This is a genomic window from Mycobacterium sp. 1165196.3 (genome assembly GCF_001673415.1).
GTDB lineage: Bacteria > Actinomycetota > Actinomycetes > Mycobacteriales > Mycobacteriaceae > Mycobacterium > Mycobacterium europaeum_A.
Genome location: NZ_LZLU01000213.1, coordinates 1 through 23,990 on the forward strand (window position 1 = coordinate 1; position 23,990 = coordinate 23,990).

Here is a 23,990-nt window from a genome sequence, read left to right on the forward strand (position 1 = left end):
CGGCGGCCGCGGTCCCCGGTGGTGATGGCGTTGGCCAGCGCGGTGAGCCGGTCCAGCGGGCGCAGCGCCGCCCGGCTGACCGCAACCAGTAACAGCGCCGCAAGCAGCAGGGTCGCCAAGCCCGCCCCGATCATCAGGGCGCGCAGCTGATGCGCGACCTGGGTGGTCTGCGTGGTGTCGGCGACCAGGATCACCCGGCTCCCGTCGGGCAGCGGGTGCACGACGGCCGTCGCGGTGGCATCCGGCGGCGGGCCGGGCGGCGGTGGAAGTGCATACGGCGGTGGCGGATACGGCGGAGGTGGCGGATACGGCGGTGGATAGGCCGGCGGCGGCGGATACAGCGGGGGTGGTTCGACCTCGCCGTCACTGAGCTCCGGGCTGATCCCGCGGTCACCGTAGGAGCTGCCGTTGGCCGTGACGACGAGCGCCCGGATCCCGCCGCCGTTGAGTTCGGCGGCAAGCAGATCCGGTGAGGTGCGCGCGGCGCTCAACGCGTCGGCGCGCGATGTCGCGGCCAGCAGCCGGTCGTGCAGATTGCGCTGTGCCAGAACGCCCATGGTGAAGTCGATGGTGACGCCGAGCACCACCAGCAGGCCCGCCAGCAGCGCGAGCACCACCAGCGTCACCCGACGTTGCAGCGACGGCGTCGGTGTCCTCGAGGCGGCCGTCATGACCGCTCGGCCCGCAGGCGGTAGCCGATGCCGCGCACGGTATGCAGGATCCGCGGCCCGTGCGCCTCCAGCTTGCGCCGCAGCCCGCTGACATGGACCTGCACCAGGTTGGGGTCGTAGGCGTCGTAGCCCCACACCCCGTTCAGAATCTGGCCTGCGCTGACGATCCGGCCGCGCTGCTCCACCAGGAAAGACAGCACCCGCAACTCGGTTGCCGTCAGATCCAGCGGGTGGCCGCCGCGCGCCGCCACACCGGCACCGAGGTCCAGCGTGACGTCGCCCACCTGAATCACCTGGGACAGCCGTCCGCGCCGGCGTAGCACCGCGCCGACCCGCGACACCAGCTCGGCCAGCTCGAACGGCTTGATGACGTAGTCGTCGGCGCCGCCGTCGAGTCCGCGTAGCCGATCCGGCAGCCCGTCGCGGGCCGTGATCAAGACGATCCCGACGTCACCCCATTCCCGAATCACGTCGATCAGTTCGAACCCGTCGCGTCCCGGCAGCATCACGTCGAGCACCACCAGGTCGGGCCGCATTCCGTCGAGAACCTCTTCCAGGCCGTCACCGTCGCGGCGGGCATCGGTGTGATAGCCCACCTCGGTCAGCGCCTCGCTGACCATCTCCCGGATGGTCTCGGAGTCCTCGACGACCAGCACCCGCGGCGTGCCGAAGCTGAACCGGCCGGCCGCGCGCAGGCAATCCGTCATTCCTCCATTGTCGGTGCCGGTGCTGAAACGAACCTGAAGGGCGCTGCCCACTGTGACGAGCCGTTCATCGGGCGGCCGAATTCTTCAGATCCATTTCAGCCCCGGCTCTTAACGTCCGTGGCATGACCACGAACGACGACATCAACACCAATGCACCCGCACCGCCGCCGGTCGCCGAGCCGGCAGTAGAGCGACGCCGCTACCCCACCGGCGTGGTGATCGGCGCCGGGGTGGCGGGGGCGCTGCTCGGCGCGGTCGGCACCGTCGCGGCGATCGCGTTCGCCTGGATAGTCAGCGTCGGACCACCCCCGCCGCCGCTCGGGCCGCCGCCGATGCTGGCGGCGCCGTTCCACGGGCCGCCGCCTCCCCCGATGGGTGGACCCGGGCCGGGTGGTTTCGGCTTTGTTCCGCCGCCCGGCCCGCCGGTACCCCCGCGAGGCTTCTGGCCACCACCCCCGGGCGAGGGCTTCCCGACGCCGGCCGCGCCGACACCGTCCGCCGCGCCGCATCCCTGACCAACAATGACTCGCTTCGGTCGCCGTCACGATGCCTTCGTGACGGCGACCGGCGGCGTCGGCCCGGTAGCGTCTCGAGTGAACCCAGCTCGACGATCCGGGAGAGCCGCATGACATCGGACAACAGCGGAGCCCGCCGGTTTCCCACCGGTGTCGCCGCTCTGGCCGGGCGGCTGCTGCGGTCGCGCCGCCTCATGCGCGCGCCGATCTGGATCTACAAGGCCCGCGCGGGCGCGCTGTTCGGCTCACGCATCGTGCTGCTCGAACACATCGGCCGCAAGTCGGGCATGCCGCGCTATGCGGCGTTGGAGGTCGTCGACCACTCGTCGCCCGACACCTACGTGGTCGCGTCGGGCTTCGGCCGAAAAGCCCAGTGGTTCCGCAACATTGAAGCCAACCCCCGGGTGCGGGTCTACGCCGGCAGCCACCCGCCCCGGACCGCTACGGCGCGGGTGATGACCACACCCGAGGCCGATAACACCTTGGCCGCCTACCGATCCCGCCATCCCAAGGCGTGGGAGCGGATGCGCCCGGTGCTCGAGCACACGCTCGGCGTGCCGATCACCGACACAGACACCCCGCTGCCGCTGGTCGAGTTGCGCCTCGATTAGCTCTGGTCGGGCCCCTTGATCGTCATCGCGGCGACCAACGCCAAAAACAGCGCGGCCGGAACACCGTTGACGACCTTGTCGCGCACCCGGACGTGCGCGCCCACCGCCAACACGAAGTACAACGTCAGCATCGCCGTCGTCAGCCGCGCCAGGGTGGGAAAACGGTTGACCGAGAGCAATCCGACGGCGGCGGCCGCCTTCACCGCGGGCAACACGGGCCGGACGTTCTCCGGCAGGCCCACGTCATCGAGCACCTTCTTGATCGGGGCCACCTGGACGCCGCACAGTACCGCGTCGACGGCGTGGAAGGCGCCCAGCGCCGCATAGGTCTTCGGGGAAGTCAACGCACTCATGCCGCAATCCTAGGGAGTCAGCTCCCCAGGCGAGCCATCCGCGGGCTTGCTGGCGATTGCCTCGGCCTTGGCCACGGCTTGAGCGACCGAGGGATCGGTTTCGGCGGAGAACCAGTCCGCGACCTCCGCGTCGTCGCCGTCAGTGGCATGCCTGGGAGCATCGTCAACCGGAGAAGGCTCGAACCGGAATACGCCGTCCTCGCCCGGCGAGCCAAGCAGCCGCGTGAACCCTTGCAACGCGGCGCTGAAATCGCTGGGCACCACCCACACCTTGTTCGCGTCGCCGCGCGCCATTTCGGGCAGCGTCTGCAAGTACTGGTAGGCCAACATTTCCGGAGTGGGACGGCCGGCCTTGATCGCGGCGAACGTCTTCTCAATGGCCTTGGCCTGCCCCTGGGCCCTCAGGTAGGCGGCCGCTCGCTCACCCTGCGCGCGCAGTACCCGCGACTGGCGGTCGGCTTCCGCAGTCAGGATCGCGGCCTGCTTGGCGCCCTCGGCGGCAAGGATTTGCGCAGCCTTTTGTCCCTCAGCCTGCATGATCGCCGCTTGCCGGGTGCCTTCGGCGGTCAGGATCATCGCGCGCTTCTCGCGGTCGGCCTTCATCTGCTTTTCCATCGACGCCTGAATCGATGGCGGCGGGTCGATGCTGCGCAATTCGACCCGCGCGACCCGCAGACCCCAGCGGTTGGTCGCCTCGTCGAGCACGCCGCGCAGCTGCCCGTTGATCTGGTCGCGCGACGTCAGCGTCTGTTCCAGCGTCATGCCGCCGACCACGTTGCGCAGCGTGGTGGTGGTGAGCTGTTCGACGCCGACGATGTAGTTGCTGATCTCGTAGACGGCCGCCTGGGGAACGGTGACCTGAAAGTAGACCACGGTGTCGATGTTCAGCGTCAGGTTGTCCTCGGTGATCACCGGCTGCGGCGGGAACGACACCACCCGCTCGCGCAGATCCACCCGGGCGCGGACGCGATCGATGAACGGCACCAGCAACGTCAGTTGCCCGCTGACCGTGCGGCTGTATCGGCCCAGCCGTTCGATCACCGCGGCTTCCGCCTGGGGTATCAGCGCCACCGACTTGGCCACCACGACGATCGCAAAGATCACCAGGACGGCCAGCAGCACCAATCCAGCCACTGCACCTTGCATCGGACTTCCTCTCTCTACCAGTCGTCGGCAGCGTCGTCTCGCCGCTACAGACTGCTCCTGAAGACCACCGCCGTCGCGCCGTCGATCTGCATGACGGTGACCGGCTCACCGGGTTCGTAGACGTCGGCGTCGTCGAGCGGGCGCGCGGACCACACTTGGCCGTCGAGCTTGACCTGACCCTCGTCGCGCGCGACCCGCTCGAGCACCAGCGCGGTTTTGCCCTGCAGCGCCTCGATTCCCAACCGCGGCGCCCCGGCCGGCGTCAGCCGCCGCTTCAGCGGCGGCCGAACCACCACCAGCAGCAATACCGAGACCACCAGGAACACCGCGCCGTTCGCCCAGACCGGAAAGTCGGTCACCCAACTGGTTAGCGCCGCGGCCAGCGCGCCGCCACCGAGCATCACCAAAAACAAATGGCCGGTGAGCGCCTCCGCACCGGCCAGCACCAGCGCGAATATTAGCCAAAGCACCGCGGCGTGCATGCGGCAAGAATACGCGTGATCCGCCTTTGCCGGGCAAAACAACTACACTGCGTTCTCGTGTGGTGTCCCAGTGTTTCGCTGTCCCTGTGGGCCAATGCGTGGCTCGCCGGAAAGGCCGCGCCCGACGACGTCCTGGACGCGTTATCCGTTTGGGCGCCAAAGCAATCGGTGACCGCGTATGATGCGGTCGCCGCGGGTCACACCGGGCTGCCCTGGCCCGATGTGCACGACGCCGGAACGGTCACGTTGCTGCAGACATTGCGGGCCGCGATCGGCCGGCCGACGCCGGCGTCCGACGGCGCCGGGTTGATGCGCGGATCGATCAACGTGGTTTTGCCGGTGCCGGGCGACGTGCGCGGGCTGGCCCCCGGAACGCAGTTCGAGCGGGACGCGCTGGCGGCCGGCGAGGCGGTCATCATCGCCAATCCCCGCAATCCCGCCACCGCGGTCGGCCTGGTGCCCGAGTTCTCTTATGAGGACGACGAGGACGTGCCCGAGGACTATGAGACGCGGCTGGCCGAATTGTGCGCGCTGACGTGGACCGTGTACTCGCTGCCCGGCGCGCCGGTGCTGGACCATTACGAGCTCGGCGACGCCGAGTACACGCTGCGGTCGGCGGTGCGCTCGGCCGCGGACGCGCTGGGCGCCATCGGGCTGGGGGCCGCGGCGTCCGACGTCGACGACCCGCGCGGCCTCGTCGAGCAACTCTTGGAATCCGCACGGCAACACCGCATTCCCGACCACGCGCCGACGCGCGCGCTGCGGGTGCTGGAGAACGCCGCCCACGTCGACGCCATCATCGCGGTCAGCGCGGGCCTGAGCCGATCCGATTCACCGGACCGGTTCACCGCGCCCGTCGCCGCGGGCCTGGAACCCTTAGGCACGCAATCCTCTTCGGAGGCCCGCATCGCCAGCGACGCGCTGCGACCGCTCACCGCGGTGGTGCGTTCGGCGCGGATGGCGGCCGTGACCGCGATCCTGCATTCGGCCTGGGGCGATTAACCGTTTCTAGCGGCCGGCCGCGCAATGCGGTGGGCGGCAGGGCGCGCCGTTGACGCTGGCGAGGCAACCGGGGACCGGGTCGGGCCCGGTCACCCTCTCGGGCGCCCGGCCGTACCGCAATTCGTCGATCAGATCCGCGGCCATCCGCGCGAAACGCGGGTGGGCGTTGGGCGTCGACGCCCGCACCAGCGCCACGCCCGCCGCCTCGGCCTGAGCTGCCAACTCGTTGTCGAGATCCCACACCACCTCGATGTGGTCGGCCACGAACCCGATCGGGCAGATGATGACGGCCTGGGCCCCGGCCTGCGCCAGGGTGGCCAGGTGGTCGGCGACGTCGGGCTCCAGCCATGGCACCTGGGGCGGTCCCGACCGTGACTGCCACGCCAGGTCGTAGTCGGAATACCCGGCGGCGGCCGCCACAAGGCTTGCGGCATAGGCGACTTGGCGGCTGTACAGCCGCGGGCCCAGGCGGTCATCGGCGGCCACCGGGATGGAATGCGCGGTGAACACCAGTCGAGCGCCGGCCTGTTGCTCGGGGGTCAGCGCACCCGACGCCGCGCCGATGGTGTCGGCGAAGATCCGCACGAACCGCGGGTGGTCGAAATAGGGCCGCAGCTTGACCAATTCGGGCGCATCCGGCCCGGCCGCCTCGCGCGCGCGGGCGATGTCCTCGACGTATTGCGTGCAGCTGGAGTAGCCGCTCCACGCCGAGGTGGTGAACACCACGGCCCGACGAATTCCATTGTCGCGCATGGTCGCGACGGTGTCCTCGACGTAGGGCTCCCAGTTGCGGTTGCCGAAATAGACCGGCAGGAACAGGCCGCGGTCGTGCAGCTCGGCTTCCAGTTGGGCGACCAGCGCGCGATTGATGTTGTTGATCGGCGAGACGCCGCCGAAATGCAGGTAGTGCTCGGCGACGTCGTCGAGTCGTTCCGGCGGCACGTTGCGGCCCCGGGTGACGTTCTCCAGGAACGGCCGAACCTGCTCGGGACCTTCCGGCCCACCGAAGGACAGCAGCAGGACGGCGTCGAATTCCATTACCGTCTACAGCAATTGGGTGCTTGCGCCGCCGTCGGCGTAGATGATGGTTCCCGTCGTCGCCGGCAGCCAGTCCGAGAGCAGCGCGCACACCGTCTTGGCGACCGGGGTCGGGTCCTTCATGTTCCAGCCGATGGGGGCGCGCTGGTCCCAGCCCTCTTCGAGCAGCTGCATCTGTGCGCCAGCCTCCTCGCCGAGCGCCCCGCCGACGATCGCGCTCATGGCCAGCGTCCGGATCGGGCCCGCGGCAACGAGATTCGAGCGAACACCGAACTTACCCGCCTCGCGCGCCACGAATCGGTTGACCGATTCCAGCGCGCTCTTGGCCACCGTCATCCAGTTGTACGCCGGCATCGCCCGGCTGGGGTCGAAGTCCATACCCACGATCGAGCCGCCGGGATTCATGATCGGCAACGTCGCCTTGGCCAGCGAGGCGTACGAATACGCCGAGATGTGAATGCCTTTCGAGACATCTTCGTACGGCGCGTCGAAGAACGGGTTGATGCCCATCCCGGTCTGCGGCATGAAACCGATCGAGTGCACCACCCCGTCGAGCTTGTTGCCCTCACCGATCTCGGCGGTCACCCGCTCGGCGAGCGAGTCCAAGTGCTCCTGGTTCTGCACGTCGAGTTCGATCAGCGGCGCCTTCTCCGGCAGCCGGTCGGCGATGCGCTGGATCAGGCGCAACCGGTCGAACCCGGTCAGCACCAACTGCGCCCCGGCCTCCTGGGCCGCCTTGGCGATGTGAAACGCAATCGACGAATCGGTGATGATTCCCGAGATCAGAATCCGTTTGCCGTCGAGCAGTCCTGCCATGTCCGTCCTTAATGTCGTGGTTGAAGTCAGTGGCCCATGCCCATGCCGCCGTCCACGGGGATGACCGCGCCGGCGATGTAGCTGGCGTCCTCGGACGCCAGGAAGCTGACCGCGCCGGCGACCTCCTCGGCGGTGCCAACCCGCTTGGCCGGGATGAAGTCCAGCGCGCCCTCCTGGATCCGCTCGTCGAGGGCGCGGGTCATCTCGGTGTCGATGTAGCCCGGCGCCACCACATTCGCGGTCACGTTGGCCTTGGACAGCTCCCGCGAGATCGAGCGGGCCATGCCGATCAGGCCGGCCTTGGCGGCCGCGTAGTTCGCCTGGTTGCCGATGCCCCAGCTGCCCGACACCGACCCGATGAAGATGATCCGGCCGAAACGCTTGCGCTGCATGCTGCGTGAGGCGCGCTGGGCTACCCGGAAGGCCCCGGTGAGGTTGGCGTTGATGACCTCCTCGAACCGCTCCTCGGTCATCCGGATCAGGAACGCGTCCTTGGATATGCCGGCGTTGGACACCAGCACCTCGACCGGGCCCTGGTGCTCCTCGACCTCTTTGAAGGCGCGGTCGACCGCTTCGTTGTCGGTGACGTCGCACACGACGCCGAACAACCCCTCGGGCGCCCCGGATCCGCGGTGCGTGACGGCCACCTTGTGGCCGTCGGCGGCGAGCCGCTGCGCGATCGCCAGTCCGATCCCCCGGTTTCCGCCGGTGACCAGGACTGAACGGGATACGAATGCCGGTTTGCCGCCGTTGGTGGCGGCCTTGGAGGTGTTTTCGGTGGCTGCGTCAGTCACCCGGCCAACTTATCGCCTCGGCTTACAAGCTTGGAAACCGGCTGGCCACGCCCGTAACGCCAGGGCGAAGAATCGAGCGAAATTTCGCCATGGCGTTACGTCCGCGTGGGGCTGTCGGTGTGAGTGAGCACACTTTCGCCATGACGGACCCCTTCCTGGGCAGCGAAGCCCTCGGCGAGGGCCTGCTGTCTCGCCACCAGCTGCGCAGCCGGTATGTCGCGCTATACCGCGACGTTTACGTGTCGAGGGATGCCGAGGTGACACCGACGCTGCGCGCCAAGGCATGCTGGTTGCGGTCGCGGCGGCGCGGCATCCTGGCGGGTTTCTCCGCGGCCGCCTTGCATGGCGCTCGGTGGATCGACCCGTCGCGGCCTGCCGAGATCATCGATACCAATCGCCGTCGCAGCTGCGGAGTGCAAGCCTGGGAAGAGCGGATCGAGGCCGACGAGATCACCGTCGTTGAGCAGATGCGAATCACCACGCCCGCCCGCACCGCGCTCGACTTGGCCCGCCGCCATCCGCGAGGCATCGCGATCGCCGCGGTCGATGCACTCGTGCAGGCGACCGAGCTGAAGATGGCTGACGTCGAACTGCTCGTGGATCGCTACCGTGGCCGCCCCGGCATGAAGGCCGCTCGCGCCGCCCTCGAACTCGTCGACGGTGGGGCGCAATCCCCGAAGGAGACCTGGCTGCGTCTCCTATTGATTGCGGCGGGCTTTCCCGCTCCCCAGACGCAGATTTGTGTCCGCAACGAATGGGGTTGGGCCGAGGCCTATTTGGATATGGGTTGGGAGGACATCAAGGTAGCCGTGGAGTACGACGGCGACCAGCATCGAACGAGTCGCTACCAGTACGTCAAGGACATCCGCCGGCTGGAGACGATCGAACGTTACGGCTGGATCGTGATCCGGGTGATCGCCGAGGATCATCCCGACGACATCATCCGCCGGGTGCGCGCAGCCCGGGCCCGCCGCATGTAACGCCAGGGCGAAGAATCGAGCGAAATTTCGCCATGGCGTTACGCCCGCGCACAGACGCTAGGTCGGCAAGCGCCGGTTGATCAGCAACGCCGCCAGCGCCGCGAGCGCCAGCACCAGCGCGCCCAACCGCACCCAGCCCACGCTGGCGTCGCCCTTGATCGTCTCGTAGCCGATCTGCTGCTGCAGCGTCGCGTAGACCGATTTCAGTTCCTGCAATGACGCAGCGCTGTAGGCATTTCCGCCCGAGAGCTGGGCCACCTTCTTCAGCGTCTCGTCGTCGACGGGCACCGGCTGGCGCTGGTCGTTGATCTCGACGAACCCGTACGGGGTGCCGAAGGAGATGGTCGAGATCGGCACGCCCTGGTCCTTGGCCGTGCGCGCCGCGGTGAAGGCGCCCTTCGGATTGTCCGGGTTGGTCGGCATCGTCTCCTTGCCGTCGGAGAACAACACGATGCGCGCCGGGGGCGGTTTGTCGCCGCCGCCGATCACCGCGCCGACCGTCGCGATGGCCTGCAGCGCGGTGAAGATGCCCTCGCCGGTGGCGGTGCGGTCGGCGAACTGCAGCTTGTCCAGCGCCGCCTTGGTGGATTCCCGGTTGGTCGTCGGCGAGACCAGCACCGTGGCGGTCCCCGCATAGGCGATCAGCCCGAGGTTGATGCCCGGCGTCAGCTCGTCGGCGAACTGCTTGGCGGCCTCCTGCGCGGCCGCCATCCGGTTGGGCGCGACATCGGTGGCGCGCATGGACTGCGAGACGTCGATGACCAGCATCACCACCGCGCGGTTGCGGGGAATCCGAACGTCGTTGGTGGGGCCGGCCATTGCGATGGTGAACAGCACCAGCGAGGCCACCAGCAGGATCGCCGGAACGTGGCGCCACGTCGAAGGCCGTTTGGGCGCAACGCTTTCCAGCAGCTCCATGTTGGCGAACCGCAGCATGCGCCGCTGGCGCGCCAGCTGCATCAGGATGTAGAGCGCGGCCAGCCCGAAGACGACCAGCAGGAACAGAAAGAACCACGAATGTTCGAAGCCCGACAACGACATCGGGCCCAGTAGCGGCAGTGTCACTGCCGCCCTGCCAATGCACCGCGCCGGCGGGATTCGACGAACCGCACGATGTCGGCGATCCAGTCACGGTCGGTGCGCAGCGTCAGAATCGGGGCCCCGCAGCTGCGGATCGTGCGCGCCACATCGGCGCGGTGCGCCGCGGCGGCCTTGGCGAAATCGTCACGCAGCTGCGCGTCGATGGTGAACTCGCGGGTGACGCCGGACTCGGCGTCCTGCAGCACCACGTCGCCGATGTCGGGCAGCTCGACGTCACGCGGGTCGAGCACCTCGATGGCCAGCACCTCATGGCGGGCGGCGACCGCCCGCAGCGGGCGCATCCAGTTGATCGGCCCGAGGAAGTCGCTGATGATCACCGCCATGCCGCGGCGGCGTTCCGGCCGGCGCAGGGCGTCGATCGCGGTCGCCAGATCGCCGCGCACCCCGACGGGCGCGCGCGGCGTGGTGGCGATGGTGCGCAACAGCGTCTGCTCGTGCTGACGTCCGGAGCGGGCCGGCACCCGGGTGATCTTGGCGCCGGTGGAGACGATCGCGCCCAGCCGGTTGCCGCCCCCGCTGTTGAGGAAGGTGATCGCGGCGGCCGCCGCCACTGCGAGGTCGCGCTTCTCGCAGCCCACGGTCCCGAAGTCCAGGCTGGCCGACATGTCGACCACCAGCCAGGTTTCCAGCTCCCGGTCGGCGATCATCTGCCGCACGTGCGGGTGCGTCGTGCGCGCGGTGACGGCCCAGTCCATCCGGCGGACGTCGTCGCCGGGCTGATACTCGCGCGACTCCCCCGGCTCCGAGCCCGGCCCCGGGATCAGGCCGAGGTGATCACCGTGCAGCACACCGTCGAGCTTGCGTTTGACGGTGAGCTCGAGGGTGCGCAGCGCCGCCGACAGCTTCGGGTCATCGATCTGACCCCGCTGCATCGACGGCGGATGCACCACCGCCCGCCTGTTGGGATCGGTCACCGACCGCTGGCCGCGCCGGCGGGTTGCATCACCGGGGGCACCGAATGACCTTGCTGCGGAACGGCATTCACCTGAGGTAGGGCCACCGTCTGCAGCACCCGGTTGATGACGATCTCCGGCGAGATCTCGTCGGCGAGCGCGTCATAGGTGAGCACCAGCCGGTGGCGCAGCACGTCGGGAATGACGTCGACGACGTCTTGCGGGATCACGTAGTCGCGGCCGCGGACCAGGGCCAGCGATCGGGACGCGGCGATGATGCCCAGCGACGCGCGCGGCGACGCCCCGAACGAGATCCACGTCTTGACGTCGTTCATGCCGAGCTGTTCGGGGTGGCGGGTGGCCGTCACGACGCGCACCACGTAGTCCACCAGGGCGTGGTGGACGAAGACGTTGGCCGCGATGTCCTGCAGCCGCAACAGGTCGCCGGTGTTGAGGATCTGCTTGGGCTCCGGCGGGCGCACGCCCATCCGGTAGATGATCTCCCGCTCCTCCTCCGGCGAGGGGTAGCCGACGTTGATCTTGAACAGGAAGCGGTCGCGCTGGGCTTCGGGCAGCGGGTAGACGCCCTCGTGCTCGATCGGGTTCTGCGTCGCCATCACCAGGAACGGGTTGGGCAGCGCGAAGGTCTTGCCGCCGATCGACACGTGGCGTTCCTGCATGACCTCTAGCAGCGCCGACTGCACCTTGGCCGGCGCACGGTTGATCTCGTCGGCGAGCAGGAAGTTGACCACCACCGGGCCGAGCTCGGTGTCGAACTCCTCCTTGCCCTGGCGGTAGATGCGAGTACCGATGATGTCGGTGGGCACCAGGTCCGGCGTGAACTGGATGCGCGCGAACGTCCCGCCGACCACCTTGGCGAAGGTCTCGACGGCCAGCGTCTTGGCCACGCCGGGCACACCCTCGAGCAGCACGTGCCCCTTGGACAACAGGCCGACCAGCATGCGCTCCACCAGCTGGTCCTGGCCGACAATGATGCGTTTGACCTCGAAGATGGCACGTTCCAGGGTCTGCACCTCGGCGGCCAGTCCGTTACCGCCGCCGGTCGGCGCTTCGTGAGCCGGGCCGGATTGCCCGCCCGGGCCCGAGTAACCGCTGGCGCCTGGCGGCGGCCCACCTGCTGCTGTCATGAAGAACCCTCCACGTTCCATCGGACACGACTGCCGGGCAGCGACGTGCCCGCGTCCAACTATTCCAGCACCGCCGGATTCCGTCGACGCTCGCCCAGCTGATGGGTCGCCGGCACCGCTGATCAGTACTCGATGATCCTAGTCAGGAACGGTGTCATGCCGGGCTTTCGAACCGGGCTGACCGTAACCTTGGCGGCGCTGCCCGACGCCTCCAGCATCTGGCCATTGCCCAGGTACATGGTGACGTGCTGGCTGCCGCCCGGGCCGTAGAAGATCAGGTCGCCGCGCCTGGCCTGATCCGGCGGGATGTGGCGCCCGGCGTTGTATTGGTCACCGGAGAACCGCGGGATCAGCACGCCGACCCCGGCGAAGCCGTAGCGCATCAGGCCCGAGCAGTCGAAGCCGGTGATGTTGGCGCCGTCGCCGACGCCCTTGCTGGGGCCGTCCAGCGAGCCGCCGCCCCACGAGTAGGGCACGCCCATCTGCGAGCCCATCCGCTTGATCACGTACTCGATGGCCTGCCGGCCGTAGACCCGCGGGATCTTGCCGCCGGGGTTGGAGGGCGTGGCGGCGGCAGCCGGTGCGGGATCGCCCAGGATGTTGATCCCGAGCCCGCCGAGAAATTGCTTGCCCAGGTCCATCGTGGTCTGGGTGGCCTGCGCGGTGGCCTGCAGCGACGCGTTGGCGACGGCCAGCGGATCGCCCGGGGCGCCGGCGCTGATCTGGGCCGGCAACGTGGGGTCCCACTGGCCAGGGTCGGCGACGGCAAGCGGAGCCGGGGCGGCCACAGACAACATCAGCCCGGACACCACAGCGGTGATCCAGGCGAGGTTGATGAAACGAAATCGGTTGCGGCGCATGGCTGTCCGTTCAGTGCTCACTCGATCACCACTCGATGTACCGGACCACGTAGGGCGTCATGCCGCTGGTGCGCACCGGGGCGACGCGGACCTTCAACCCGATGTCGGGGGCCTCGAGCATCTGGCCGTCGCCCAGGTAGATCGTGACGTGCTGGCTGCCGCCCGGGCCGTAGAAGATGACGTCGCCGCGGCGCATCTGGGAGGACGGGATCTTGCGACCCAGGTTGTACTGCGAGCCCGAGTAGTGCGGCAGCTTGATGCCCACCCCCGCGAACGAGTACAGCACCAGACCCGAACAGTCGAAGCCGGTGATGCCGGCCCCGGAGTCGATGCCCTTGCTCGGGCCGGCCGCGTTGCCGCCACCCCAGGAGTACGGCACGCCGATCTGCGACATGCCGCGCCGGATCACGTATTCGGTGGCCTGCCGGCCGTAGACGCGCGGGATGCGTGCGCCGACCCCACCGGGCGCGGCGTTGGTGATGCCGGTGTCGTCGGGCTTGAGGATGCCCATCTGCTGCAAGAAGTTGCGGCCCAGCCCGGCGGTCACCTGAGTCGAGGTGGCCGAGATGCCGAGCACCTGGTTGATCACCGCGATCGGGTCGCCGGGGACGTTGGCGCTCGGGATCATCGGCAGGGTCGGGTCCCAGGCGCCGTCCCACCGACGGCCCCCGGCCGACGGCGCCGGCGCGCCCGGTGACCCGGTCTCCCACCGGTCACCCGACGCCGCCGGGCCGGGCCCGCCCGCCCCGGCGGACCACTGCCGCGCCGCCTCACGCTTGGCCGCCTCCAGCTTGACCTGAGCCTGATCCCGTTCGGCCGCAAGGCGAATGATGTCCTCGCGTTGCTGGTCGAACTTCTGCTTGGAGTTGGTCAGCGCCGCCACGGCGGCGTCCTGGCTGGACTTGGCGTCGGCGGCGGCCTTGTCGGCGTTCTGCTTGGCCAGCCGCGCCGCCGACTCCTTGTTCACCTGCTCGGTGCGGGCCTGCTGCAGCTTGGCCATCACGGTCTGCGAGCTGGTGGTGAGGTTCTTGGCGGCGGCCTCGGTGGCGATGATGTCGTCGGGGCTGCTCGCCGTCAGGTAGCTGTTCGACGGGCCGTTCATATAGGTGGCCGCGGCGAAGGTGTCGAAGCGGCGCTGCGCGCCGGCGATGGCGATGTTGGCGTCTTTGACCGCCTGCTGGCTGGCCTCGAGGTCGTGCTGGGCGGTGGCCGCGTTGTCCCGCGCGGTCTCCACGTCGACGAGGGCCTTGTTGACGCTTTCCTGTTCGGTCTGGATTTCGGCGCTCAGGTTCTGCAGCCGCTGGTTGGCCTTGGCGACGTTGGCGATGAGGGCGGCGAGGTTGTCGGCGGTGGGGTCGGCCTCCGCGAGGCCCGGCGTGGCGATCAGCAGGGCGAGGCTCAAAACGGAGGGAACGACGGGGCGCACCAGCCTTAAGGCCGGTCGCGCAGAAGACCCCCAGCGTGTGCGTCTCATTCGACTCAGGTCTCCTACGGCTCAACACGACGGGCGGCGCCAGCCACAGGTTCCCCGAAAGGCGCCAAAGACAACACCAGCATCATTTGCACCGTACGTCACACCGATGGGCGTGCAAACGCTCCACCGAAATCGCACTCTCTACGTGCGTTTAATGTGACCGAATGGTGACCTGACTGGTTTGCCGCAGGACACGCCGCGGCTCGCCGAAGGAACCGGGGAAAACGAAGACCGGAAGTTAAACGGTGGTATTGGCGTCGGCGGCGGGGGTTGCCCCGGCGTCGCCCGAGGTTGCTGCGCGCTTACCGCGCACCTGCAGCAACCGGGTGCCGACGGCGGCCGCGAGGACCGCGATCAACAGGAAGATCGTCAGGCCGGTCCAGGGGAACTCGGGCGTGTCGAGCTCGTGCAGGAAATGCTGCGCGGAGACCACCGGATTGCCGGTCTTCGCGTTGTCCTCGCCGGCCTCGAGCGTCACGCGCGCGAACTGGGTGCTGTAGCTCCCGACGTAGCTCGGGCTAAGGGTCAGGACCGTCGCATCGTGATAGTCCGCGCCCACCACCGTCGAGATGTCGCGCAATGGGGTGTCGTTCGGGGGGTTGTGGTCGAGCAGCACGATCTTGAGGTTGATGCCCTCGGCGTGCGCCTGGTTGACCACGTCGAGCAGTCCGGGCATCGCCGCGGGCGGGGCACTGACTCCCGTGGCGGCGACCTGGGACTTGACCACGTTCATGTCGACGTCCACCGGAATGTAGGCGGGCAGGAACGGAACCGTTTGCGGCAGCGGGCCGACGAACGAATCTTGACCGGTCATGAAGTCCCTCCTGCGGTAGTGCTAGAGGCACCGTACGCGATATCGGTTCGCGCGCCGCGCCGATGGCGGTCGCCCGCGTCCTATCCCGGCACGGATTGGTGCGCACACGGGGTTTAAACGGGCCGCCGCGGCGACAAGACTGAAGTCAGGAGTGCCCTCGTAATGCAGGACAAGCGTACTGTTAAAGTTGGCACGGCACCGCCGACACGGCCCGTCGCGGTGGGAGAACTAAAGACTCTGGGAGTTGAAGTGACTGATTCTGTGAATTCGTTCGGAGCCCGCGACACGCTGCAAGTCGGCGACCAGAGTTACCAGATCTATCGTCTCGACGCCGTCCCCAACACCGAGAAACTGCCCTACAGCCTCAAGGTGCTGGCCGAAAACCTGCTGCGCAACGAGGACGGCAGCAACATCACCAAGGACCACATCGAGGCCATCGCGAACTGGGATCCCAAGGCGGAACCCAGCATTGAGATCCAGTACACGCCCGCCCGCGTGGTGATGCAGGACTTCACCGGGGTGCCGTGCATCGTCGACCTGGCCACCATGCGCGAGGCCATCGGCGACCTCGGCGGCAATCCGGACAAGGTCAACCCGCTCGCCCCCGCCGACCTGGTGATCGACCACTCCGTGATCGCCGACCTGTTCGGCACCGCCGACGCGTTCGAGCGCAACGTCGAGATCGAGTACGAGCGCAACGGCGAGCGCTACCAGTTCCTGCGCTGGGGCCAGGGAGCGTTCCAAGACTTCAAGGTGGTGCCCCCGGGCACCGGCATCGTGCACCAGGTCAACATCGAGTACCTGGCCAGCGTGGTGATGTCGCGCGACGGCGTGGCCTACCCCGACACGTGTGTGGGCACCGACTCGCACACCACGATGGTCAACGGCCTGGGCGTGCTGGGCTGGGGCGTCGGCGGTATCGAGGCCGAGGCCGCGATGCTGGGTCAGCCGGTGTCGATGCTGATCCCGCGAGTGGTCGGCTTCAAGCTGACCGGTGAGATCCAGGCGGGCGTCACCGCCACCGACGTCGTGCTGACCGTCACCGAGATGCTGCGCAAGCACGGCGTCGTCGGCAAGTTCGTCGAGTTCTACGGCAAGGGCGTGTCGGAGGTGCCGCTGGCCAACCGCGCCACGCTGGGCAACATGAGCCCCGAATTCGGTTCCACCGCAGCGATTTTCCCGATCGACGAGGAGACCATCTCCTACCTGAAGTTCACCGGTCGCACCGACGAGCAGCTGGCGCTGGTGGAGGCGTACGCCAAAGAACAGGGCATGTGGCACGACCCCGACCATGAGCCGGTGTTCTCCGAGTACCTCGAGCTCGACCTCTCCACGGTGGTGCCGTCGATCGCCGGGCCCAAGCGCCCGCAGGACCGAATCCAGTTGTCGGAAGCCAAGTCCACGTTCCGCGAGCAGATCCTCAGCTACGTCGACGGCAACGACGATGGCCAGCAGGGCTATTCGAAACTGGACGAGTCGGTCGAGGAGACCTTCCCGGCCAGCGACCCGGGCGCGGTCTCGAACGGCCACGCGGATGACCGGCCCGTCGTGCAGTCGGCCGCCGCGCACGCCAAGGGCCGGCCGAGCAATCCGGTGCAGGTGCGCTCCGAAGAGCGCGGCGAGTTCGTGCTCGACCACGGCGCGGTGGTGATCGCGGCGATCACGTCGTGCACCAACACCTCTAACCCCGAGGTGATGCTGGGCGCGGCGCTGTTGGCGCGCAATGCCGTTGAGAAGGGACTGGCGTCCAAGCCGTGGGTGAAGACCACCATGGCGCCCGGCTCGCAGGTGGTCAACGACTACTACGACAAGGCCGGCCTGTGGCCGTACCTGGAGAAGCTCGGGTTCTACCTGGTCGGTTACGGGTGCACCACCTGCATCGGCAACTCCGGTCCGCTGCCCGAGGAAATCTCGAAGGCCATCAACGACAACGACCTATCGGTGACCGCGGTGCTCTCGGGGAACCGGAACTTCGAGGGCCGCATCAACCCCGACGTCAAGATGAACTACCTGGCGTCGCCGCCGCTGGTGGTGGCCTACGCGCTGGCCGGCACCATGGACTTCGACTTCGACGAGCAGCCGCTGGGCCAGGACAAGGAGGGCAATGACGTCTTCCTGAAAGACATTTGGCCGTCGCAGAAGGACGTTTCCGACACCATCGCGTCGGCGATCAACCAGGAGATGTTCACCAAGAACTACGCCGACGTGTTCAAGGGCGACGAGCGCTGGCGCAACCTGCCGACCCCGAGCGGCAACACCTTTGAGTGGAACGCGGATTCGACCTATGTGCGCAAGCCCCCGTACTTCGAGGGCATGCCGGCCGAGCCCGAGCCGGTTACCGACATCACCGGCGCCCGGGTGCTGGCGCTGCTGGGCGACTCGGTGACCACCGACCACATCTCCCCCGCCAGCAGCATCAAGCCGGGCACCCCGGCGGCGCAATACCTCGACGAGCACGGCGTGGAGCGCAAGGACTACAACTCCTTCGGCTCGCGGCGCGGCAACCACGAGGTGATGATCCGCGGCACCTTCGCCAACATCAGGTTGCGCAACCTGCTGCTCGACGACGTGTCCGGCGGCTATACCCGCGACTTCACCCAGGACGGCGGACCCCAGGCGTTCATCTACGACGCGGCGCAAAACTATGCGGCACAAGACATTCCGCTGGTGGTGCTGGGCGGCAAGGAATACGGGTCGGGCTCGTCGCGCGACTGGGCCGCCAAGGGAACCCGGCTGCTGGGCGTTCGCGCGGTGATCGCCGAGTCGTTTGAGCGGATTCACCGCTCCAACCTGATCGGCATGGGCGTCATCCCGTTGCAGTTCCCCGACGGCAAGTCCGCCGCGGATCTGGGTCTCGACGGCACCGAGGTGTTCGACATCACCGGCATCGAGGAGCTCAACGACGGCAAGACGCCGAAGACCGTGCACGTCAAGGCAAGCAAGGACGGCAAAAACGCAATCGAATTCGACGCGGTGGTGCGCATCGACACCCCCGGAGAGGCCGACTACTACCGTAACGGCGGCATCCTGCAGTACGTGCTGCGCAACATGCTCAAGTCGGGTTAACCCCAACCCGATCAGATCACCTGATGCCAAAGGTCAGCGAGGACCATCTGGCGGCTCGCCGCCGCCAGATCCTCGACGGCGCCCGCCGCTGCTTCGCCGAATACGGTTACGAGCAGGCCACCGTGCGCCGGCTGGAGAAGGCGATCGGGATGTCGCGCGGTGCGATCTTCCACCACTTCCGGGACAAGGACGCGCTGTTCTTCGCGCTGGCCCACGAGGACGCCGAGCGGATGGCCGACGTGGCTTCGCGCGCGGGACTCATCCAGGTGATGCGCGACATGCTGGCCACGCCCGACGAATTCGATTGGCTGGCAACCAGATTGGAGATCGCGCGCAAACTGCGCAACGATCCCGCGTTCAGCCAGGGCTGGGCGGAGCGTTCCGCCGAGCTGCGGGCGGCCACCACCGATCGACTGCGCCGGCAGATGGAGGCACACCGGGTCCGCGACGACGTGCCCGGCGACGTGCTGCAGTGCTATCTGGAATTGGTGCTCGACGGCCTGGTGGCCCGGTCGGCATCCGGCGAGGATCCGCAGCGGCTATCCGCGGTCCTCGATTTAGTGGAAAACTCGGTGCGCCGCAACGATTCTTGAGAAGCGATCGTAACGCCACTGCGAACAAGGGGACGGGATTTCGCAGTGACGCTACGCCCGCGCGGTTTTGGCGGTCCGGTTGGGGCCGCCGCGGCTGCGCATCGTGGTGCCCGACTCCCGCAGCAGGCTATGGATCGACCCATACGACCTACCGGTCGTGACGACCAGGCTGCGGATACTGGCGCCACCCTCGTAGGCGTGGCGCAGCTCGTCGAGCAACTGGTCGCGTGCCGTGGCCGACCTTTGCACTGTTCTCTTCATGGCTCCTCCGACGCCGGGACACGATGGCAAGCACCCAGAGTAGGAAGCCACTGTCGGCCGCGGGCGGCTTTCGCCAAAAACCGTCAACTCAGGCGAGCTCGATGAGATCGGAGTATTCGTCAGACCAGAAGTCCTCGGTGCCGTCGGGCAACAACACGACGCGCTGCGGCTCGAGGGCCTCGGCGGCGCCCGGGTCATGCGTTACCAAGACCACCGCCCCCTGATAGCTGCGCAGCGCGTCGAGCACCTGTTCGCGCGAGGCCGGATCGAGGTTGTTCGTCGGTTCGTCGAGCAACAGCACATTGGCGGTGGAAGCCACCAAACCGGCCAGTGCGAGCCGGGTCTTCTCACCGCCGGACAGCGTGCCCGCCGGCTGGTCGAGCTGGGGGCCGCTGAACATGAACGCTCCCAGCAGGCCGCGCAGATCCTGCTCGCCGGAATCCGGTGCGGCGTGCCGGATGTTCTCCCACACGGTCGCATCGTTGTCGAGGGTGTCGTGCTCCTGGGCGAAGTAGCCGATCCGCAGCCCGTGGCCGGGCTCGAGGCCTCCGGTATCGGGGGCCTCGGTGCCGGCCAGGATCCGCAGCAGGGTGGTCTTGCCGGCGCCGTTGAGGCCCAGCACCACCACCCGCGAGCCGCGGTCGATCGCCAGATCGACGCCGGTGAACACCTCCAGCGACCCGTAGGACTTGCTCAGCCCGGTGGCCACCAGCGGTGTGCGCCCGCACAGCGCCGGGTTCGGAAACTTGATGCGGGCCACCTTGTCGGCCACCCGCTCGTCGTCGAGCGCGGCCATCATCCGGTCGGCGCGACGCAACATGTTCTGTGCGGCAACGGCTTTGGTGGCTTTGGCGCCGAGCTTGGCGGCCTGCGAGCGCAGCGCGGTGGCCTTGCGTTCGGCGTTCGCGCGCTCCCGGCGGCGGCGCTGCTCGACGGTGGCCCGCGCGTCCAGGTACTTCTGCCAGCCCATGTTGTACACGTCGACCTCGCCGCGCACCGCGTCCAGGAACCAGACCCGGTTGACGACGTCGGCGAGCAAGTCAACGTTGTGGCTGATGATCACCAGCCCGCCGGTGTGCGCGCGCAGGAAGTCGCGCAGCCAGCCGATGGAATCCGCGTCCAGGTGGTTGGTCGGCTCGTCGAGGAGCAGCGTGGTCGACGAACCCGACATCCCCGCGCCGCCCTCGGACGCGGCGAACAGGATGCGGGCCAGTTCCACCCGGCGGCGCTGTCCGCCGGACAGGGTGCGCAGCTGCTGCGTCAGCACCCGTTCCGGCAGGCCGAGACTCGCGCAGATGCGGCTGGCTTCGCTTTCCGCGCCGTAGCCGCCCAGCGCGACGAAACGCTCCTCGAGCTGGCCGTAGCGGCGGATCGCGCGGTCGCGGGCGTCGTCGTCGGCGACCTCGGCCATCAGCGCCTGCTGCTTTTCCAGGTCGGTCAGCAACACGTCGAGCCCGCGGGCCGACAGGACCCGGTCGCGGGCCAGCACGTCGAGGTCACCCTCTTTGGGATCCTGTGGCAGATAACCGATTTCACCGACCCGGTTGATCGCGCCGGCATAGGGTTCGGTCTCCCCCGCCAGGATGCGCAGGGTGGTGGTCTTGCCGGCGCCGTTGCGGCCCACCAGCCCGATGCGGTCGCCGGGCTGCACGCGCAGGTCGGGACCGTCCGGTGAGAGCAGGATGCGCGCACCAGCGCGGACCTCGAGGTCCGTGGCCGTGATCACGATCGCTCTCCTTGTGGAAAAGACGCCTATTTGTCGTCGGTGAACACCGCTGGTCGTCGTTCTGCGCGCGCGGCAACCGCTTCTTCGAAGTTGGCGGTGAGCAGGCGGACGAATAGCTGTCCCAAGCCTTCGGCTTGCATGTGCCCTTCCAGGCTACCGGCGTCCAGTCCACTCCACAGCGTGCGCTTGGTCAACTCGATCCCCGGGCGGGAGAAGGCTGCTATCCGCGCGGCGATGGCGTAGCAGGTGTCCAGCAGCTGCTCGTCGGGCACCTGGTTGGACACCAGCCCGATGCGCTCGGCCTCCTCGGCGGTGATGTCGCGGCCGGTCAGCATGATCTCGAACGCGCGCGACGAGCCAATGGCCCGCGGCAGCAGGTAGGACAGGCCCAGCTCACTGGCGGTCAGGCCGTTGTTGATGCCGGCGGCGCGGAAATAGGCGCTCGTCGAGGCCACCCGGATGTCGGCGGCCAGCGCCAGGCACAGCCCACCGCCGATAGCGGGGCCGTTGACCGCGGCGATCACCGGCTGGTGCAGCCGGCGCAGCGCCAGGATGACCTCGTCGAGGATCTCCATGGAGCGCAGCGCATAGGTGGGGCGGGTCAGGCCCCCGACGTGGGGCACCGAGCCCGCGGACTTGTGATCGGCGCCGGAGGAAAAGCCCCGACCGGCGCCGGTCAGCACGACCACGCGCACCGAATTTTCGTAGGTGACCTTTTCCAGGGCCTCCTTGAGCGGCACCATGACGTCGAACGCCATCGAGTTCATCCGCTCGGGCCGGTTCAGGGTTATCAGCGCGACGCCGGGCCGCGGGTGGTCTACCAGTACCAAACTCACCCATGCAACCTAGCGCGTGGCCGACCGTGCTTCTGCGCGCAGCGCGGCGGGGTTATTCGCCCTGCCCGGCCTCGGCGGCGTCGACGTCGAACGCGCGGACCTGCGCGACCAGGTCCTCCAGGGCGGCCGGCGGCAGCGCGCCGGGCTGGTTGAACAGCAGTTTGCCCTTCTTGAAGGCCATCAGCGTGGGGATGGAGCGGATCTGGGCGGCCGCCGCCAGCTGTTGTTCGGCCTCGGTGTCGACCTTGGCGTGCACGATGTCGGGGTGCTTCTCCGAGGACGCCTGGAAAGTGGGACCGAACTGGCGGCACGGACCACACCAGGACGCCCAGAAGTCGACGAGCACGATGTCGTTGCCCTCGATGGTTTCGTTGAACTTCTCAGCGGTGAGATCAAGTGTTGTCACATTTGCCGTAACGCCCGGGGCCGACGCGATGTTCCCGGCGCGCGGCAGCGTGCCGCCCGCGGACCGCCGCTGGTTACGGTTGCGTACGTTTTCCCGCGTCCGACAGACTGTGCCTGACGATCCGCCGCCTCGAGGACCAGTGAGGGAATCGCGTTGGGCCACTACATCGCTAACGTCCGCGATATCGAATTCAACCTGTTCGAAGTTCTCGATGTCGGCGCCGTCCTGGGCACCGGCGGCTACAGCGATCTCGACGAGGACACGGTCAAAACGATCTTGGCCGAAGCCGCCCGCCTCGCCGAAGGCCCGGTGGCCGAATCCTTCGCGTTCGCCGACCGCAATCCGCCCGTGTTCGACCCGGCCGAGCACAAAATCACCGTGTCCGACGAGTTGGTCAAGACGGTGGCCGCGCTCAAGGAGGCCGGCTGGTGGCGGCTGGGCATGGCCGAGGAGATCGGCGGCATGCCCGCCCCACCACCGCTGGCGTGGGCGGTCAACGAAATGCTGATCTGCGCCAACCCTTCGGCGAATTTCTTTTGCCTGGGCCCGTTCATGTCTCAGGCGTTGTATCTGGAGGGCAACGAGCAGCAGCGGCGATGGGCCGCCGAAGGCGTGGAGCGGGGCTGGGCGGCCACCATGGTGCTCACCGAACCCGACGCGGGCTCCGACGTCGGCGCCGGGCGCGCCAAGGCCATCGAACAACCCGACGGCACTTGGCACATCGAGGGCGTCAAGCGGTTCATCTCCGGCGGCGACGTGGGTGACACCGCCGAGAACATCTTCCATCTGGTGCTGGCCCGCCCCGAGGGCGCCGGCCCGGGCACCAAGGGGCTCAGCCTGTTCTACGTGCCCAACTTCCTGTTCGACCCGGACACCTTCGAGCTCGGCCCGCGCAACGGCGTGTACGTCACCGGGGTGGAACACAAAATGGGCATCAAGTCCTCCCCCACGTGCGAATTGACCTTCGGCGCAACGGATGTGCCCGCGGTCGGGTATCTGGTCGGCGACGTGCACCGGGGTATCGCGCAGATGTTCACCGTGATCGAGCAGGCGCGCATGACGATCGGCGTCAAAGCCGCCGGCACGCTGTCCACGGGTTACCTGAACGCGCTGGCCTTCGCCAAGGAGCGGGTGCAGGGTGCGGATATGACGCAGATGTCGGACAAGACCGCGCCGCGGGTCACGATCATTCACCATCCCGACGTGCGTCGCAGCCTGATGACGCAGAAAGCGTACGCGGAGGGCCTGCGCGCGCTCTACATGTATGCCGCCGCCCATCAGGATGACGCTGTGGCCCAACGTGTTTCGGGTGCCGATCACGAAATGGCGCACCGGATCGACGATCTGCTGCTGCCGATCGTCAAAGGGGTGAGCTCGGAACGGGCGTACGAGGTGCTGACCGAATCGCTGCAGACGCTCGGCGGTTCGGGCTTCCTGCAGGACTATCCGCTCGAGCAGTACATCCGCGATTCCAAGATCGATTCGCTGTACGAGGGCACCACCGCCATCCAGGCGCTCGACTTCTTCTTCCGCAAGATCGTGCGCGACCGGGGCCAGGCGCTGCAGTTCCTGACGGGACAGATCACGGCGACCATCGACAACGTCGACGAGGCGCTCAAGCCGGTCGCGCAGCTGGTGCAGACCGCGTACGACGACGTGACCGCGATGACCGGCGCGCTGACGGGTTACCTGATGTC

The 23,990-nt window shown here is 68.1% G+C and carries 24 protein-coding genes and 1 pseudogene; 7 read left to right on the forward strand and 18 right to left on the reverse strand.

The genetic code is table 11. The annotated features are described in order from the left end of the window. Together A5659_RS21715 and A5659_RS21720 are read right to left on the reverse strand one after the other, a co-directional pair. Window positions 1–671: pseudogene (locus tag A5659_RS21715) on the reverse strand (two-component sensor histidine kinase); the annotation flags it as partial. Continuing rightward, a complete protein-coding gene (locus A5659_RS21720; RefSeq protein ID WP_066868662.1) occupies window positions 668–1,378 on the reverse strand; it encodes a response regulator transcription factor in 711 nt (236 codons plus the stop codon). The pseudogene A5659_RS21715 and the gene A5659_RS21720, both read right to left, overlap by 4 nt. Before the next feature lie 122 nt (window positions 1,379–1,500). Between A5659_RS21720 and A5659_RS21725 the strand changes: the two genes are divergently transcribed. Continuing rightward, window positions 1,501–1,893 carry a hypothetical protein gene (locus tag A5659_RS21725; protein ID WP_067184164.1) on the forward strand — a complete coding sequence of 131 codons (393 nt, stop codon included), beginning with the start codon at window positions 1,501–1,503 and terminating at the stop codon, window positions 1,891–1,893. Between the two features lie 194 nt (window positions 1,894–2,087). Then, the gene (locus A5659_RS21730) at window positions 2,088–2,504 is read left to right on the forward strand and encodes a nitroreductase family deazaflavin-dependent oxidoreductase (RefSeq protein ID WP_156749306.1); all 417 of its coding nucleotides are present in this window, start codon (window positions 2,088–2,090) and stop codon (window positions 2,502–2,504) included. Here the strand turns inward: A5659_RS21730 and A5659_RS21735 are convergent. From A5659_RS21735 to A5659_RS21745, 3 genes are read right to left on the reverse strand one after another with little or no spacing between them, the layout of a single operon-like run. Then, window positions 2,501–2,857 (reverse strand): DoxX family protein, encoded by a 357-nt coding sequence (locus A5659_RS21735; protein WP_067018952.1) that lies wholly within the window; start codon window positions 2,855–2,857, stop codon window positions 2,501–2,503. The genes A5659_RS21730 and A5659_RS21735 overlap by 4 nt on opposite strands. 9 nt (window positions 2,858–2,866) lie before the next feature. Then, window positions 2,867–4,003, reverse strand: coding sequence for an SPFH domain-containing protein (locus A5659_RS21740; protein ID WP_066868624.1), 1,137 nt, complete (start codon window positions 4,001–4,003; stop codon window positions 2,867–2,869). 44 nt (window positions 4,004–4,047) lie between these two features. Then, entirely contained in the window at window positions 4,048–4,485 is a 438-nt protein-coding gene (locus A5659_RS21745; RefSeq protein ID WP_066868626.1) for an NfeD family protein, read from the reverse strand. A gap of 57 nt (window positions 4,486–4,542) precedes the next feature. Here A5659_RS21745 and A5659_RS21750 point away from each other — a divergent pair, with 57 nt between their 5' ends. Then, window positions 4,543–5,487: a hypothetical protein gene (locus A5659_RS21750; protein WP_067184171.1), complete on the forward strand. Its 945-nt coding sequence runs from the start codon at window positions 4,543–4,545 to the stop codon at window positions 5,485–5,487. A 6-nt stretch (window positions 5,488–5,493) separates the two neighbouring features. Here the strand turns inward: A5659_RS21750 and A5659_RS21755 are convergent, their stop codons facing one another. Genes A5659_RS21755 through fabG1 form a run of 3 tightly spaced genes read right to left on the reverse strand, consistent with a single transcriptional unit; the run spans window position 5,494 to window position 8,135 of the window. After that, entirely contained in the window at window positions 5,494–6,525 is a 1,032-nt protein-coding gene (locus tag A5659_RS21755) for a ferrochelatase (RefSeq protein ID WP_067184174.1), read from the reverse strand. A 6-nt stretch (window positions 6,526–6,531) separates the two neighbouring features. Then, entirely contained in the window at window positions 6,532–7,341 is an 810-nt protein-coding gene (gene inhA, locus A5659_RS21760) for an NADH-dependent enoyl-ACP reductase InhA (protein WP_066868632.1), read from the reverse strand. Window positions 7,342–7,367: 26 nt separating this feature from the next. Beyond that, a complete protein-coding gene (gene fabG1 / locus A5659_RS21765; protein WP_066881139.1) occupies window positions 7,368–8,135 on the reverse strand; it encodes a 3-oxoacyl-ACP reductase FabG1 in 768 nt (255 codons plus the stop codon). Window positions 8,136–8,275: 140 nt separating this feature from the next. On the opposite strand from fabG1, the gene A5659_RS21770 reads away from it, so the two are divergent. Beyond that, window positions 8,276–9,115 (forward strand): type IV toxin-antitoxin system AbiEi family antitoxin, encoded by an 840-nt coding sequence (locus A5659_RS21770; RefSeq protein ID WP_067184177.1) that lies wholly within the window; start codon window positions 8,276–8,278, stop codon window positions 9,113–9,115. A gap of 57 nt (window positions 9,116–9,172) precedes the next feature. Here the strand turns inward: A5659_RS21770 and A5659_RS21775 are convergent, their stop codons facing one another. From A5659_RS21775 to A5659_RS21800, 6 genes are all read right to left on the reverse strand, one after another. Then, window positions 9,173–10,180, reverse strand: a complete 1,008-nt coding sequence (locus A5659_RS21775; protein WP_066868636.1) for a VWA domain-containing protein — start codon at window positions 10,178–10,180, stop codon at window positions 9,173–9,175. Continuing rightward, the gene (locus A5659_RS21780; RefSeq protein WP_156749064.1) at window positions 10,177–11,088 is read right to left on the reverse strand and encodes a DUF58 domain-containing protein; all 912 of its coding nucleotides are present in this window, start codon (window positions 11,086–11,088) and stop codon (window positions 10,177–10,179) included. The genes A5659_RS21775 and A5659_RS21780 overlap by 4 nt, the downstream gene beginning before the upstream one ends. A 38-nt stretch (window positions 11,089–11,126) precedes the next feature. Then, window positions 11,127–12,257: a MoxR family ATPase gene (locus A5659_RS21785; RefSeq protein ID WP_066868640.1), complete on the reverse strand. Its 1,131-nt coding sequence runs from the start codon at window positions 12,255–12,257 to the stop codon at window positions 11,127–11,129. A 122-nt stretch (window positions 12,258–12,379) separates the two neighbouring features. Beyond that, window positions 12,380–13,117, reverse strand: coding sequence for an NlpC/P60 family peptidoglycan endopeptidase RipB (ripB, locus tag A5659_RS21790; RefSeq protein ID WP_066881141.1), 738 nt, complete (start codon window positions 13,115–13,117; stop codon window positions 12,380–12,382). 25 nt (window positions 13,118–13,142) lie between these two features. Further along, complete coding sequence (gene ripA, locus A5659_RS21795) at window positions 13,143–14,591, reverse strand: NlpC/P60 family peptidoglycan endopeptidase RipA (RefSeq protein ID WP_067184181.1); 1,449 nt, start codon at window positions 14,589–14,591, stop codon at window positions 13,143–13,145. Window positions 14,592–14,829: 238 nt separating this feature from the next. Continuing rightward, on the reverse strand, window positions 14,830–15,405 hold the full coding sequence (locus A5659_RS21800) for a DUF6676 family protein (RefSeq protein WP_067184186.1): 576 nt from the start codon (window positions 15,403–15,405) through the stop codon (window positions 14,830–14,832). Window positions 15,406–15,654: 249 nt separating this feature from the next. Here A5659_RS21800 and A5659_RS21805 point away from each other — a divergent pair, with 249 nt between their 5' ends. Both A5659_RS21805 and A5659_RS21810 read left to right on the forward strand, forming a co-directional pair. Next, window positions 15,655–18,471, forward strand: coding sequence for an aconitate hydratase (locus A5659_RS21805; protein ID WP_067184189.1), 2,817 nt, complete (start codon window positions 15,655–15,657; stop codon window positions 18,469–18,471). A gap of 23 nt (window positions 18,472–18,494) precedes the next feature. Then, window positions 18,495–19,064 carry a TetR/AcrR family transcriptional regulator gene (locus tag A5659_RS21810; RefSeq protein ID WP_066881147.1) on the forward strand — a complete coding sequence of 190 codons (570 nt, stop codon included), beginning with the start codon at window positions 18,495–18,497 and terminating at the stop codon, window positions 19,062–19,064. 51 nt (window positions 19,065–19,115) lie between these two features. Here A5659_RS21810 and A5659_RS21815 read toward each other — a convergent pair whose 3' ends face one another. The 4 genes from A5659_RS21815 to trxA all read right to left on the reverse strand — a co-directional run bounded on the left by A5659_RS21815 (window position 19,116) and on the right by trxA (window position 22,293). After that, the gene (locus A5659_RS21815; protein WP_369829395.1) at window positions 19,116–19,325 is read right to left on the reverse strand and encodes a helix-turn-helix domain-containing protein; all 210 of its coding nucleotides are present in this window, start codon (window positions 19,323–19,325) and stop codon (window positions 19,116–19,118) included. Between the two features lie 88 nt (window positions 19,326–19,413). Further along, window positions 19,414–21,051, reverse strand: coding sequence for an ABC-F family ATP-binding cassette domain-containing protein (locus tag A5659_RS21820; protein ID WP_067184196.1), 1,638 nt, complete (start codon window positions 21,049–21,051; stop codon window positions 19,414–19,416). A 26-nt stretch (window positions 21,052–21,077) separates the two neighbouring features. Continuing rightward, entirely contained in the window at window positions 21,078–21,887 is an 810-nt protein-coding gene (locus tag A5659_RS21825; protein ID WP_067184199.1) for an enoyl-CoA hydratase, read from the reverse strand. 52 nt (window positions 21,888–21,939) lie between these two features. Beyond that, window positions 21,940–22,293, reverse strand: coding sequence for a thioredoxin (gene trxA, locus A5659_RS21830; RefSeq protein WP_066868658.1), 354 nt, complete (start codon window positions 22,291–22,293; stop codon window positions 21,940–21,942). A gap of 153 nt (window positions 22,294–22,446) precedes the next feature. Here trxA and A5659_RS21835 point away from each other — a divergent pair. Next, on the forward strand, window positions 22,447–23,990 hold a 1,544-nt coding region (locus tag A5659_RS21835), incomplete at its 3' end, for an acyl-CoA dehydrogenase family protein (protein WP_066877092.1).

Coding starts and splice junctions, on each gene's coding strand:
- A5659_RS21720 (WP_066868662.1), bottom strand. CDS start 1,378: ATGACGGATTGCCTGCGCGCGGCCGGCCGGTTCAGCTTCGGCACGCCG.
- A5659_RS21725 (WP_067184164.1), top strand. CDS start 1,501: ATGACCACGAACGACGACATCAACACCAATGCACCCGCACCGCCGCCG.
- A5659_RS21730 (WP_156749306.1), top strand. CDS start 2,088: ATGCGCGCGCCGATCTGGATCTACAAGGCCCGCGCGGGCGCGCTGTTC.
- A5659_RS21735 (WP_067018952.1), bottom strand. CDS start 2,857: ATGAGTGCGTTGACTTCCCCGAAGACCTATGCGGCGCTGGGCGCCTTC.
- A5659_RS21740 (WP_066868624.1), bottom strand. CDS start 4,003: ATGCAAGGTGCAGTGGCTGGATTGGTGCTGCTGGCCGTCCTGGTGATC.
- A5659_RS21745 (WP_066868626.1), bottom strand. CDS start 4,485: ATGCACGCCGCGGTGCTTTGGCTAATATTCGCGCTGGTGCTGGCCGGT.
- A5659_RS21755 (WP_067184174.1), bottom strand. CDS start 6,525: ATGGAATTCGACGCCGTCCTGCTGCTGTCCTTCGGTGGGCCGGAAGGT.
- inhA (WP_066868632.1), bottom strand. CDS start 7,341: ATGGCAGGACTGCTCGACGGCAAACGGATTCTGATCTCGGGAATCATC.
- A5659_RS21770 (WP_067184177.1), top strand. CDS start 8,276: ATGACGGACCCCTTCCTGGGCAGCGAAGCCCTCGGCGAGGGCCTGCTG.
- A5659_RS21780 (WP_156749064.1), bottom strand. CDS start 11,088: ATGCAGCGGGGTCAGATCGATGACCCGAAGCTGTCGGCGGCGCTGCGC.
- A5659_RS21785 (WP_066868640.1), bottom strand. CDS start 12,257: ATGACAGCAGCAGGTGGGCCGCCGCCAGGCGCCAGCGGTTACTCGGGC.
- ripB (WP_066881141.1), bottom strand. CDS start 13,117: ATGCGCCGCAACCGATTTCGTTTCATCAACCTCGCCTGGATCACCGCT.
- ripA (WP_067184181.1), bottom strand. CDS start 14,591: ATGAGACGCACACGCTGGGGGTCTTCTGCGCGACCGGCCTTAAGGCTG.
- A5659_RS21800 (WP_067184186.1), bottom strand. CDS start 15,405: ATGACCGGTCAAGATTCGTTCGTCGGCCCGCTGCCGCAAACGGTTCCG.
- A5659_RS21810 (WP_066881147.1), top strand. CDS start 18,495: ATGCCAAAGGTCAGCGAGGACCATCTGGCGGCTCGCCGCCGCCAGATC.
- A5659_RS21815 (WP_369829395.1), bottom strand. CDS start 19,325: ATGAAGAGAACAGTGCAAAGGTCGGCCACGGCACGCGACCAGTTGCTC.